Source organism: Zeimonas arvi (assembly GCF_008039575.1).
GTDB classification, from domain to species: domain Bacteria; phylum Pseudomonadota; class Gammaproteobacteria; order Burkholderiales; family Burkholderiaceae_E; genus Zeimonas; species Zeimonas arvi.
The window spans coordinates 296681-308682 of record NZ_VDUY01000005.1 but is presented as its reverse complement, the minus strand read 5'-3'; the positions used below and the strand labels follow the sequence as shown (position 1 = coordinate 308682).

13 protein-coding genes are annotated in these 12002 nt (G+C 68.7%); all 13 read right to left on the bottom strand.

Annotated features, from left to right (window positions below):
• Positions 1-33: 33 nt before the first annotated feature.
• The gene (locus FHP08_RS13885) at positions 34-2166 is read right to left on the bottom strand and encodes a primosomal protein N' (RefSeq protein WP_147705067.1); all 2133 of its coding nucleotides are present in this window, start codon (positions 2164-2166) and stop codon (positions 34-36) included.
• Between the two features lie 451 nt (positions 2167-2617).
• Positions 2618-3757 carry a uroporphyrinogen decarboxylase gene (gene hemE / locus FHP08_RS13880; protein ID WP_147705066.1) on the bottom strand — a complete coding sequence of 380 codons (1140 nt, stop codon included), beginning with the start codon at positions 3755-3757 and terminating at the stop codon, positions 2618-2620.
• A complete protein-coding gene (locus FHP08_RS13875; protein WP_187272302.1) occupies positions 3754-4461 on the bottom strand; it encodes a DUF599 domain-containing protein in 708 nt (235 codons plus the stop codon). Before FHP08_RS13875 ends, hemE begins: the two co-directional genes overlap by 4 nt.
• Before the next feature lie 39 nt (positions 4462-4500).
• Complete coding sequence (locus tag FHP08_RS13870; RefSeq protein ID WP_147705064.1) at positions 4501-4803, bottom strand: encapsulin-associated ferritin-like protein; 303 nt, start codon at positions 4801-4803, stop codon at positions 4501-4503.
• Positions 4804-4873: 70 nt separating this feature from the next.
• On the bottom strand, positions 4874-5287 hold the full coding sequence (gene rnk, locus FHP08_RS13865; protein WP_147705063.1) for a nucleoside diphosphate kinase regulator: 414 nt from the start codon (positions 5285-5287) through the stop codon (positions 4874-4876).
• 126 nt (positions 5288-5413) lie between these two features.
• The gene (locus tag FHP08_RS13860; protein WP_147705062.1) at positions 5414-5833 is read right to left on the bottom strand and encodes a F0F1 ATP synthase subunit epsilon; all 420 of its coding nucleotides are present in this window, start codon (positions 5831-5833) and stop codon (positions 5414-5416) included.
• Positions 5834-5844: 11 nt separating this feature from the next.
• Positions 5845-7248 carry a F0F1 ATP synthase subunit beta gene (gene atpD, locus FHP08_RS13855; RefSeq protein WP_147705061.1) on the bottom strand — a complete coding sequence of 468 codons (1404 nt, stop codon included), beginning with the start codon at positions 7246-7248 and terminating at the stop codon, positions 5845-5847.
• Between the two features lie 79 nt (positions 7249-7327).
• On the bottom strand, positions 7328-8197 hold the full coding sequence (gene atpG / locus FHP08_RS13850; RefSeq protein ID WP_147705060.1) for a F0F1 ATP synthase subunit gamma: 870 nt from the start codon (positions 8195-8197) through the stop codon (positions 7328-7330).
• Between the two features lie 52 nt (positions 8198-8249).
• On the bottom strand, positions 8250-9806 hold the full coding sequence (gene atpA, locus FHP08_RS13845) for a F0F1 ATP synthase subunit alpha (protein WP_147705059.1): 1557 nt from the start codon (positions 9804-9806) through the stop codon (positions 8250-8252).
• Between the two features lie 18 nt (positions 9807-9824).
• Positions 9825-10358: a F0F1 ATP synthase subunit delta gene (locus FHP08_RS13840; RefSeq protein WP_147705058.1), complete on the bottom strand. Its 534-nt coding sequence runs from the start codon at positions 10356-10358 to the stop codon at positions 9825-9827.
• A 1-nt stretch (position 10359) separates the two neighbouring features.
• Positions 10360-10833 (bottom strand): F0F1 ATP synthase subunit B, encoded by a 474-nt coding sequence (locus FHP08_RS13835; RefSeq protein WP_147705057.1) that lies wholly within the window; start codon positions 10831-10833, stop codon positions 10360-10362.
• Between the two features lie 39 nt (positions 10834-10872).
• The gene (gene atpE, locus FHP08_RS13830; protein ID WP_147705056.1) at positions 10873-11115 is read right to left on the bottom strand and encodes a F0F1 ATP synthase subunit C; all 243 of its coding nucleotides are present in this window, start codon (positions 11113-11115) and stop codon (positions 10873-10875) included.
• 55 nt (positions 11116-11170) lie between these two features.
• On the bottom strand, positions 11171-11992 hold the full coding sequence (gene atpB, locus FHP08_RS13825; protein ID WP_147705055.1) for a F0F1 ATP synthase subunit A: 822 nt from the start codon (positions 11990-11992) through the stop codon (positions 11171-11173).
• Between the last annotated feature and the right edge of the window lie 10 nt (positions 11993-12002).

Here is a 12002-nt window from a genome sequence, read left to right as displayed (position 1 = left end):
AAGGCCGCGCCCGCGAGCGGCGCGAGGAATCGTTCAGATCTCGGCCGGGTCGACGTCCAGCGCCCAGCGCGCGTTGCCGGGCAGCTCGCGCAGCCGCGGCAGCCAGGCGTCGAGGAAGCGGTGAAGCGGCGGCCGGGCGTCGCTCTCGATCAGCAGCTGCGCGCGCTCGCGCCCGGCCAGCCGGCTCATCGCCATCGGCACCGGGTCGAGCAGGGTGACGGCCGCATCGTCGCCGAGCAAGGCCTGGCCCGCGTCGCGCGCCTGCGCGAGGAAGGCCAGTGCGGCGGCCTGCGTCGTTGCCTCGGCGCGCAGCAGAGCCTGGTGGCGCCAGGGCGGCAGGCCCACTTGCTCGCGCTCGGCCAGCTGCAGGTCGGCGAAGCCGTCGTAGTCGTGGCGGGCCAGGTAAGCGAACAGGGGATGCTCGGGAAAGCGGGTCTGCAGCAGCACGCGGCTGGCTCGGGCGTCGCGCCCGGCGCGGCCGGACACCTGCATCAGCGTGGCGAACAGGCGCTCGGGGGCGCGGTAGTCGGCCGCGTAGAGCCCGCCGTCGCAGTCCACCACCACCACCAGCGACAGCCGCCGGAAGTCATGGCCCTTGGCCAGCATCTGGGTGCCGACCAGGACGTCGACCTCGCCCGCGTGGGCGGCGTCGAGCACCTTCTGCGCCGCGCCGCGGCGGCTGGCCACGTCGCGGTCCAGCCGGGCGATGCGGGCACCCGGGAACAGCTCGAGCAGGCCTTCCTCGAGCCGCTGCGTGCCCTGGCCCAGGCCTTTCAGGTCGATGTTGCCGCATTCGGGGCAGGCGCGCGGCACCGGCTGCTCGCCGCCGCAGTGATGGCAGACCAGTCGGTAGCGGGCGGGGCCGCGCGAGGCGCCGACACCCGCGCGCTGCGCGCCGGCGGCGCGATGCAGCACCCGATACGCCGAGCAGTCGGCGCAGCGGCTCAGCCAGCCGCACTGGTCACAGCCGAGCACCGGCGCATAGCCGCGCCGATTGATGAAGACCAGCGCCTGCTCGCCGCGGGCGATCGTGTCGCGGATCGCGGCGACCGCCGCGGGCGCCAGCTCGTGCTGCAGGGTCTTGTGGCGCAGGTCCAGGACTTCGAGCTCGGGCAGCGCGGCATCGCCGATCCGGCCGGGCAAACGGGCCAGCCGGTAGCGGCCCCGGCGCACCGCGAGCCAGCTCTCGAGCGAAGGCGTGGCCGAGCCCAGCAACACCGGCAGGCCGCGCTGCGAGGCGGCCACGATCGCCAGGTCGCGGGCCGAATAGCGCACGCCTTCCTGCTGCTTGTACGAGGGATCGTGCTCCTCGTCGACCACGATCGCGGCCAGCCGGGGCATGGGCGCAAGGACCGCGAGCCGGGTGCCGATGACCACCCGTGCGCGGCCCTCGGCCGCCGCCAGCCAGTGCGCGGCGCGATCGCCGTCGGGCAGGTCGCTGTGCAGGATGGCCGGGCGCTCGGCGGGGAAGCGCGCGGCGACCTGGGCGGCGAGCTGGGGCGTGAGCGCGATTTCCGGCACCAGCAGCAACACCTGGCAGGCGGGATCGCGCGCCAGCACGGTGGCCAGCCAGTGCAGGTAGACCTCGGTCTTGCCGCTGCCGGTCACGCCATGCAGCAAGGTGACGCTGAAGCCGGTGCTCGCTTCCAGGACTGCGAGCGCCTCGCGCTGGGCCGGATTGAGCGCGGGCGGCGCGGGCGGCTCGGGCGGCTCGGGCGGCTCGGGCGGCTCGGCAGGCGACGCAGCCTCGCCGCCGGCACCGAAGCGGGCCCGGGCACGGCCGAAGACCGAAGCTCGGGCCTTGGGCGCCGGCGGCGTGCGCAGCAGCTTGGGCACCGCAGGCAGCGCGACCTCGCCCAGGCCGCGATGGTAATAGTCGGCAGCGAAGCGCAGGAGCTTCAGCCACGGCTCGGGCGCCGGTCGCGCGTCGGGCAGCGGGCCGATGAGGGTCTTGATGCGGGCCGGATCCAGGTCGCTGTGCGTGGCCAGCGCCACGACCAAGCCCACCCGCCTGCCCGTGCCCCAGGGCACCAGCACCCAGCTGCCTGGCGCGATCGCCGGCTGGGCCTGGGGGTCCAGCGCGTAGTCGAACCAGGACGCACCGAGCTGGGACGCGGGTAGGTCCAGCGCGACGCGCGCGTAGCGGTGAATGGTGTCCGGACCCATGCTCGAAGCCATGCGATCAGCGTTGGCCCAGCGCTCGAAGGCCCGGTTTCGGAACGCTCCGGAAGCCGTCCATTCGGCCTAGTACATGAGACAGTACTTTAAGTTCGGACATCAAATACCGGCAGGGCAAACGCTTTTCGGGGTCATGCACAAAAGCTGTGGATAAATCTGTGGGAAATCTATCCGGATCGGCGGCAAATGCTTGATCGGCCGTGGCTTGCGGTGGTTTGCCCTTTTTTTGGTCAAGATCAAGCCCTTATAAATCAATGGCTTACGATGTGCTTGACAGCTCGCGCCAGATTCGGGCGCCGATTCGGGCTTGTGCGCCGCAACTGTGCATAAGTCGCGGGGGGAGCCCGCGCTGGAAGCCAGCAAGGGCGGGCCTTCGCGGCCCGCCAGGCACCGCCGGCCGCTGCCGGTCGGGCGCGAGCGGCGGCCTCGGCCGAACGGCCTAGACCGCGGGCGTGAGCGCGCCGCCACGGCGCTGCTCGCGGCTGTAGCGGTGGACCTCGTCGACCAGCACCGACACGTTGTCCGGCGGCGTGAACTGCGAGATGCCGTGGCCCAGATTGAAGACGTGGCCGGTGCCGGCTCCCGGCGTGCCGAAGGCGTCGAGCACCGCCCGGGCCTCGGCGCGGACCTGCTCGGGCTCGGCCATCAGCGCCATCGGGTCCAGATTGCCCTGGATCGCGCAGCGGGTCCCGACCCGGGCGCGGGCCTGGCCCAGGTTGACGGTCCAGTCGACGCCGACCGCATCGCAGCCGATGTCGGCGATCTGCTCCAGCCACAGGCCGCCGCCCTTGGTGAACACGATGGCGGGCACCGGCACCTTGCGGCTGCCGGCGGCCCTGCCGTCGGCACCGAGGACCGGCTCGTCGCGCTCGCGCACCAGCTGCTCGACCACCTTGCGGGTCCAGGCCAGCGAGAAGCGCTGGAAGGCGCCGTCGGCCAGCGCGCCGCCCCAGGAGTCGAAGATCATGACCGCCTGGGCGCCGGCTTCGATCTGGGCGTTCAGGTAGGCCGCGACCGCCTGGGCATTGACCGCCAGGATCCGCTCGAGCAGATCCGGGCGCTTGTAGAGGAGCGTCTTGATCTGCCGAAAATCCGAGCTGCCGCCGCCCTCGACCATGTAGCAGGCCAGCGTCCAGGGGCTGCCGGAGAAGCCGATCAGCGGCACCCGGCCGTCGAGCGCGCGGCGGATCGTGCGGACGGCGTCGGTCACGTAGCGCAGCTCGGCGCCGGGATCGGGCACCGCAAGCCTGGCCACTGCCGCCTCGTCGCGCACGGTGCGCTCGAACTTCGGGCCCTCGCCTTCGGCGAAATACAGGCCCAGGCCCATCGCGTCGGGCACGGTCAGGATGTCGGAGAACAGGATGGCGGCGTCGAGCGGGTAGCGCTCGAGCGGTTGCAGCGTGACCTCGCAGGCCATTTCGGGCGACTTGCAGAGGTTCAGGAAGCTGCCGGCCCGCTTGCGGGTGGCGTTGTACTCGGGCAGGTAGCGACCGGCCTGGCGCATCAGCCAGACGGGGGTGTGGTCGGTCGGTTCGCGCCGGAGCGCGCGCAGGAAGGTGTCGTTGGCGAGCGGTTTCACGGGCGGATTCTACTCCGGTCGTCGGCCAGGGCCCGCACCGTGGCCGAGCGGAACTCCATGTAGTACAGCACCAGCGTGGTGATGGCGGTGCCGGCCGCGAGCAGCGTCGGGCCGATCAGCCAGAGCAGCAGCGGCATGGCGTAGTAGTAGGCGCGCAGGCCCTGGGTGAAGTTGAGCCCGGCCAGCTCGTTGAGCCGGCCGGCGGTCACGATCAGCGGGTCGTCGGGGAGCTGGTCCTCGCGGCGGGCCGGGAAGGCGCCCACCATGATGTTGACCAGGTTGAACTGGCGCAGCGACCAGGTGAAGCGGAAGAAGGCGTAGACGAAGACGAAGATCAGCACCAGCAGCTTGGACTCGAGCATCTCCTGCGTGAGGCGCTGGGCGAACGGAAGATTGCGCATCACCTCGACCACTTCGGCGCCGCGCTCGACGGTGCCCAGGACGGCCAGCGTGGCGCCGAGCACCAGCAGCGTGGTCGACGAGAAGAAGGTCGCGCTCTGCATCAGGTTGCCGATCAGGCCGACGTCGGTGATGCGCGGGTCGCGGTGGTAGGCCTCGCGCATCCAGACGCGCCTGAAGGCGGCGACCGAGGCCATCAGGTTGGGCTTGCGGTCGCCGACCCGCTCGGCGTAGAAGCCGTAGCCGAGCCACGCGCAGAGCCAGGCGGCGAGCGCGGCCCAATCGGCGGGGGCGAAGACGTACAAGGGTCGGGCTGGCGGGATGCGCTGGGCGCCGTCGGCGCGTCAGTGGTCGTGGTGCGTGTCGTCGAGGAAGCTCTTCGCGGTGAAGAGGTAGTCCTTCAACTCCTTGTCCATGACCTTGTCGCGGCGCCGGATCCACTCGAGCACCATGGCCGCGTGCTCCTTCTCCTCGTCGCGGTTGTGCTCGAGGATCTTCTTGAGCTCGGGGTCCTTGCAGGCGTCGACCCGCTGGTTGTACCAGTCCACTGCCTCGAGTTCCTCCATCAGCGAGGTGATTGCCCGGTGCATGTCGCGGGTCTCGTCGCTGAGCTCGTCGACCGGCTCGTGGTAGCCCTCGTTTGCCATCGCTTGTTCTCCTGTCGGTGGAAGGGGAAGAGAGGCGGTCGCGCCCGCCCGCGCGTGACCGCGAGGCCGGTCAGCGGTGCAGCTCTCCGGCGCGCTCCGGCTGGTAGACGATCGCGACGATCCGGACCGCGAGCGGCTTGCCGCCAGGGCCGGGCCATTCGATGGTGTCGCCCACCTTCAGGCCGAGCAGCGCGCTGCCGACCGGGGCCAGGATCGAGATCCGCTCGCCGCTGCCGTCCGCGTCCTTCGGGTAGACCAGCGTCTGCTCGAAGCTCTCGCCGCTGTCCTGCAGCTGGAAACGGACCGTGGAGTTCATCGTGACGACGTCGGAGGGCATGTCCGCGGGTTCGCGCACGTCCGCGCGGTCCAGCTCGGCCTGCAGGGCGGCCTTGCCCGGGAAGCCGCGCTCCGGGGTGGCGGCCAGCAGGGCCTCGAGCCGGTCCAGGTCGAGGGATGAAACGACGATATTGGGTTTGCTTTGCATGATGGCGATGATACCGGGCGCAAACGCCCGGGTGGCGAAACGGTGGGGAGCCGGAAAACAAGAAGCCCGCGCGATGGCGGGCCCTTGCGGAGCGGCGCGGCGCCGGGCGCTGCCCGGCCCGCGGGGTCACTTCTTGCTGCGGAACTTGCGCAGCGCGGCGATCTGCGCGATGGCGGCGGCCAGTTCGGCCTGGGCCTTCGCGTAGTCGATGTCGCCGCTCTTGTTGGCCAGCGCCTCTTCGGCGGCCTTGCGGGCCTCGACCGCCTTGGCCTCGTCGAGGTCGTGGCCGCGGATCGCGGTGTCGGCCAGCACGGTGACCCGGTTCGGCTGCACCTCGAGGATGCCGCCGGCCACGAAGACGAACTCCTCGTCGGCCTGGCCCGGCACCTTGATGCGCACCGCGCCCGGGCGGATGCGGGTGATCAGCGGGGTGTGCTGCGGATAGATCCCCAGCTCGCCCGCCTCGCCGGGCAGGACCACGAACTCGGCCTTGCCCTCGAAGATCGAGGCTTCCGCGCTGACGACGTCGACGTGAATGGTGCTCATGGAGCGCCTCCTTACTGGAGCGTCTTCGCCTTCTCGAAGGCCTCTTCGATCGTGCCGACCATGTAGAAGGCCTGCTCGGGCAGCGCGTCGCACTCGCCGTTGACGATCATCTGGAAGCCGCGGATGGTGTCCTTCAGCGCGACGATCTTGCCGGGCGAGCCGGTGAAGACTTCCGCCACGTTGAACGGCTGCGACAGGAAGCGCTGGATCTTCCGCGCGCGGGCCACCGCCAGCTTGTCCTCGGGCGAGAGCTCGTCCATGCCGAGAATGGCGATGATGTCGCGCAGCTCCTTGTAGCGCTGCAGCGTGGCCTGGACCTTGCGGGTCGTGTTGTAGTGCTCTTCGCCGATGATGTGCGGGTCGAGCTGGCGGGACGTGGAGTCGAGCGGGTCGACCGCCGGGTAGATGCCCAGCGCGGCGATGTCGCGCGACAGCACGACCGTGGCGTCGAGGTGGCCGAAGGTGGTGGCCGGCGACGGGTCGGTCAGGTCGTCCGCAGGAACGTACACGGCCTGGATCGAGGTGATCGAGCCGGTCTTGGTCGACGTGATCCGCTCCTGCAGGCGACCCATCTCCTCGGCCAGCGTGGGCTGGTAACCCACCGCCGACGGCATCCGGCCCAGCAGCGCCGAGACCTCGGTGCCGGCCAGCGTGTAGCGGTAGATGTTGTCGATGAAGAACAGGATGTCGCGGCCTTCGTCGCGGAACTTCTCGGCCATCGACAGGCCGGTCAGCGCGACGCGCAGGCGGTTGCCCGGGGGCTCGTTCATCTGGCCGAAGACCATCGCGACCTTGTCGAGGACCTTCGACTCTTCCATCTCGTGGTAGAAGTCGTTGCCCTCGCGGGTGCGCTCGCCGACGCCGGCGAACACCGAGTAGCCGCCGTAGCTCTTCGCGATGTTGTTGATCAGCTCCATCATGTTGACGGTCTTGCCGACGCCGGCGCCGCCGAACAGGCCGATCTTGCCGCCCTTGGCGAAGGGGCAGATCAGGTCGATGACCTTGATGCCGGTGGGCAGCAGCTCGACCGAGGGCTTGAGCTCCTCGAAGCTCGGCGCGGGCTGGTGGATCGCGCGACGCTCGTCGGTGGCGATCGGGCCGGCCTCGTCGATCGGGCGACCCAGCACGTCCATGATGCGGCCCAGCGTGGCGGCGCCGACCGGCACCGAGATGGGGGCGCCGGTGCTGGCGACCTTCATGCCGCGACGCAGGCCGTCGGACGAACCCATCGCGATCGTGCGCACGACGCCATCGCCGATCTGCTGCTGGACCTCGAAGGTCAGGCCCTTCTCGGCCAGGCTGTTTTCAGCGCTGTCTTCCAGCACCAGTGCGTCGTAGACCTTGGGCATCGCCTCGCGCGGAAACTGAATGTCCACCACGGCGCCGATGCACTGAACGATTTGACCCTGTGCCATCTTTTGCTCGCCTTGAAAATGTCTGAAATGCGTTCGTGTTCGCGAAAATTCGGTCGGGATGCCGGGAGCGGCCTGCGGATCAGACCGCTGCCGCGCCGCCGACGATCTCGGACAGCTCCTTGGTGATCGCCGCCTGCCGCGCCTTGTTGTAGGACAGCTGGAGATCGTCGATCACCTTCTTGGCGTTGTCCGACGCCGCCTTCATCGCCACCATCCGGGCGCTCTGCTCGGAGGCCATGTTCTCGGCCACCGCCTGGTAGACCAGCGACTCGACGTAGCGCAGCAGCAGCTCGTCGAGCACGGTCTGCGCGTCGGGCTCGTAGATGTAGTCCCATGCGTACTCGGGCGACTCTTCCTGCAGCCGGTCGGCCGACAGCGGAAGCAGCTGCTCGAGCACCGGCTCCTGCTTCATCGTGTTGATGAAGCGGGTGTAGCCGATGTACACCACGTCGATCTCGCCAGCCGCGTAGGCGTCGAGCAGGATCTTGACAGGGCCGATCAGCTTCTCGAGATGCGGCGTGTCGCCGAGCTGCACGACGTGCGAGACGATCCTGGCGCCGATCCGCGACAGGAAGCCGAAGCCCTTGTTGCCGATCGCCGAGGCCTCGACCTGGACGCCCTGCCGCTCGAGCTCGCGCAGCTGGTTGGTGACCAGCCGGAGCACGTTGGTGTTCAGGCCGCCGCACAGGCCCTTGTCGGTGCTCACGACGATGATGCCGGCCTTCTTCACCGTGTCGCGGCGCACGAGGAAGGGATGCTGGTAGTCCGGGTTGGCCCCGGCCAGGTGCGCAGCGATGTTGCGCACCTTGTCGGCATAGGGGCGCGAATGCCGCATCCGGTCCTGCGCCTTGCGCATCTTGGATGCGGCGACCATCTCCATCGCCTTCGTGATCTTGCGCGTGTTCTGGACGCTCTTGATCTTCGTCCGGATCTCTTTACTGCCGGCCATCTCGGTTCCTCGGAAGGACGCTGCGGTTCAACGGGTCCTGGGCGCGAGGCGCTCAGTACGCGCCGTTCTTCTTGAAGTCCTTGACGACTTCGTGAAGCTGCGCCTCGACTTCCTTCGTGAGCTTGGGCGTGTCCTCGATGGTCTTGACCAGCGACGCGAACTTCGAGCGCATGTGCTCGCGCAGCGCGCGCTCGGCGTCCAGCGCCTTGGCCACGTCGATGTCGTCGAAATAGCCGTTGTTCACCGCGAACAGCGTGAGCGCCATCTCCCAGACCTGCAGGGGCTGGTACTGCGGCTGCTTCATCAGCTCGGTGACCAGGCGGCCGCGCTCGAGCTGGCGGCGGGTCGCGTCGTCGAGGTCCGAGGCGAACTGGGCGAAGGCCGCCAGCTCGCGGAACTGGGCCAGCGCGAGACGCACGCCGCCGCCAAGCTTCTTGATGATGTCGGTCTGCGCGGCGCCGCCGACTCGCGACACCGAGATGCCGGCGTTGATCGCGGGACGGATGCCGGCGTTGAACAGGTCGGTTTCCAGGAAGATCTGGCCGTCGGTGATCGAGATGACGTTCGTCGGAACGAAGGCGGACACGTCGCCGGCCTGCGTCTCGATGATCGGCAGCGCGGTCAGCGAGCCGGTCTTGCCCTTGACCTCGCCCTTGGTGAACTTCTCGACGTAATCCTCGTTCACTCGCGCGGCGCGCTCGAGCAGGCGGCTGTGGAGATAGAACACGTCGCCGGGGAAGGCTTCGCGGCCCGGCGGGCGGCGCAGCAGCAGCGAGACCTGGCGATAGGCCACGGCCTGCTTGGAGAGGTCGTCGTAGACGATCAGCGCGTCTTCGCCGCGGTCGCGGAAGTACTCGCCCATCGTGCAGCCCGAGTAGGCGGCGATGTACTGCATCGCGGCCGATTCGGAAGCGGTGGACGCGACCACGATGGTGTAGGCCATCGCGCCGGTTTCCTCGAGCTTGCGCACGACGTTGGCGACGGTGGAGGCCTTCTGGCCGATCGCGACGTAGACGCAGTAGACGCCCTTGCCCTTCTGGTTGATGATCGTGTCGACGGCCACCGCGGTCTTGCCGGTCTGGCGGTCGCCGATGATCAGCTCGCGCTGGCCGCGGCCGATCGGCACCATCGCGTCGATGGCCTTCAGGCCGGTCTGCACCGGCTGCGACACCGACTTGCGCGCGATGACGCCGGGCGCCACTTTCTCGATGACGTCGGTCATCTTCGCGTTGACCGGACCCTTGCCGTCGATGGGCTGGCCCAGCGAGTTCACCACGCGGCCCAGCAGCTCGGGGCCGACCGGCACCTCGAGGATTCGGCCGGTGGCCTTGACGGTCATGCCCTCGGAGATGTGCTCGTAGGCGCCGAGCACCACCGAGCCGACCGAGTCGCGCTCGAGGTTCAGCGCGAGGCCGTAGCTGGCCACGCCGTCCGGGCCCGCCGGGAACTCGATCATCTCGCCCTGCATCACGTCGGACAGGCCGTGGATGCGGCAGATGCCGTCGGTGACGGACACGACCGAACCCTGGTTGCGGGTGTCGGCACCGACTTCCAGGTTCTGGATCTTGCTCTTCAGCAGTTCGCTGATCTCGGCCGGATTCAGTTGCATGAGATTCCCCTGTGTTCCTTAAAGCTTCATCGCGCTGGCCATCTGGGCCAGCTTGCCCCGGACCGAGGCGTCGATCACTTCGTCGCCGATGCGGATCGACACGCCGCCGATCAGATCGGGCTCGACGTGCACCGTGGCCTTCACCTTGCTGGCGTACTTCTGCTCGAGCGTCGCGACGATATCGGCGAGCTGGTCGTCGGCGAGCGGATAGGCCGACGAGACCTGCGCGTCGACCACGCCCTCGTGCGCGTTGCGCAGGGCCTCGAACGCGTCGGCGATCTCGGGGAGGACCGTAAGCCGCTCGTTCCCGGCCAGCACGCGCACGAAGTTGGCCTGCTCGGCGGAGAGCTTGCCCGCGGAGTCGGCGATCAGGCCGGCCACCTGTTCGGTGGTGAGCCTGGGATTGCCGACCAGCTCGCGGGCCACCTCGGTGCCGGCCACGACGGCCAGCCGGCCGAGCGCTTCGGACCACGACGGCAGCGCGTTCAGTTCGCGCGCCAGCTTGAAAGCGGCCTCGGCGTAGGGCCGGGCGATCGTCAGCGACTCGGCCATGTCAGCGCAGCTCGTTCTTCAGGTTGTTCAGAAGCTCGGCATGCCGGCTGGCGTCGATTTCCTTGCGCAGGATGCGCTCGGCACCGGCGACGGCCAGCTGGGCAACCTGCTCGCGCAGCTGCTCGCGCGCCTTCTGGGCCGCAAGCGCCGCTTCTTCCTCGGCCGACTTGCGGGCCGCCGCGACGATCGCGTTGGCTTCCTCGCGGGCCTTGTCGACGATGCCGGCGGCCTGCTTCTCGGCGGAGCCGCGGACTTCGGCCGCGCCCGCACGGGCCGTCTTAAGCTCCTGCTCGACGCGCTTCTCGGCGGCAGCGAGTTCGGACCGGGCCTTGTCGGCGGCCGCGAGGCCTTCGGCGATCCGCCTGGAGCGTTCGTCGAGCGCCTTGGTGATCGGCGGCCACACGAACTTGGCGGTGAACCACCACAGCGCGAGGAAGACGACGATCTGGACGATGAGCGTCGCGTTCAGATTCACGACGGTCCTCCTTCAGTCGGTTGACGGGATCTGCGCTGTTCAGCCAACGAACGGGTTGGCGAAGGCGAACAGCATCGCGATACCGACACCGATCAGGAAGGCGGCGTCGATCAGGCCGGCCAGCAGGAACATCTTGGTCTGCAGCTTGTCCATCAGCTCGGGCTGGCGGGCAGCCGCTTCGATGTACTTGCCACCCATCATGCCGATGCCGAGGCAGGCGCCGAGCGCGCCGAGGCTGATGATCAAACCGCAAGCGAGGGCGACGAGAGCAACGTTGGTCATGATTACTCCTGAGTAGGTAGGTAAGAGTGGTTTGGGAACGATGGAACGAACGGGATCAGTGGCCTTCGTGAGCCTGCCCGATGTAGACGAGCGTGAGCATCATGAAGATGAAGCCCTGAAGCGTGATGATCAGGATGTGGAAGATCGCCCAGCCGAGGCCGGTCAGGAAATGCAGCCCGAAGGTCCACCAGGTGGCAGCGCCGCCGAGCAGTGCGATCAGCATGAACACCAGCTCGCCGGCGAACATGTTCCCGAACAGTCGCATCCCGAGCGAGACGGTCTTGGCCGCGTACTCGATCAGGTTGAGGATGAAGTTGAACGGCGCCACGAAGACGTTCGCGCCGAAGGGCGCCGAGAACAGCTCCTTGACGAAGCCGCCCGGGTGCTTGACCTTGATGCCGTAGTAGATCGACGCGCCCAGCACGACGATGGACATCGACAGCGTGCCGTTCAGGTCGGCGGTGGGCACGACCCGCATGTAGTGGATGCCGACCATCTCGCCGAGGCGCGGCAGCAGGTCGACCGGCAGCAGGTCCATCGCGTTCATCAGGACGATCCAGACGAAGGCGGTGAGCGCGAGCGGCGCGATCATCCGGATGTCGCCGTGGACGATGCTGCGGGCCTGCTCGTGGACGAACTCGACCAGCGACTCGACCGCGCCGACGAAGCGGCCCGGGGCGCCCACCTGCACCATGCGCGCCGCGCGGTACATGAAGAAGCACATCAGGGCACCGAGCGCCACCGACCAGAAGACGGTGTCGATGTTGATGATCGAGAAATCGACGATGTTCTTCTGGGCCGAACCCGAAGTGTTCAGGTGCGCCAGATGGTGGACGATGTATTCGGACGCGGTGGGTGCGTTGGCGCCTGCAGCCATGTCGGTTACC

Bases quoted from the DNA above. Each gene is read 5' to 3' on its own strand.
- rnk (WP_147705063.1), bottom strand. From the start codon at position 5,287: ATGCAAAGCAAACCCAATATCGTCGTTTCATCCCTCGACCTGGACCGG.
- atpB (WP_147705055.1), bottom strand. From the start codon at position 11,992: ATGGCTGCAGGCGCCAACGCACCCACCGCGTCCGAATACATCGTCCAC.
- atpA (WP_147705059.1), bottom strand. From the start codon at position 9,806: ATGCAACTGAATCCGGCCGAGATCAGCGAACTGCTGAAGAGCAAGATC.
- FHP08_RS13860 (WP_147705062.1), bottom strand. From the start codon at position 5,833: ATGAGCACCATTCACGTCGACGTCGTCAGCGCGGAAGCCTCGATCTTC.
- FHP08_RS13840 (WP_147705058.1), bottom strand. From the start codon at position 10,358: ATGGCCGAGTCGCTGACGATCGCCCGGCCCTACGCCGAGGCCGCTTTC.
- atpE (WP_147705056.1), bottom strand. From the start codon at position 11,115: ATGACCAACGTTGCTCTCGTCGCCCTCGCTTGCGGTTTGATCATCAGC.
- FHP08_RS13885 (WP_147705067.1), bottom strand. From the start codon at position 2,166: ATGGGTCCGGACACCATTCACCGCTACGCGCGCGTCGCGCTGGACCTA.
- atpG (WP_147705060.1), bottom strand. From the start codon at position 8,197: ATGGCCGGCAGTAAAGAGATCCGGACGAAGATCAAGAGCGTCCAGAAC.
- FHP08_RS13870 (WP_147705064.1), bottom strand. From the start codon at position 4,803: ATGGCAAACGAGGGCTACCACGAGCCGGTCGACGAGCTCAGCGACGAG.
- atpD (WP_147705061.1), bottom strand. From the start codon at position 7,248: ATGGCACAGGGTCAAATCGTTCAGTGCATCGGCGCCGTGGTGGACATT.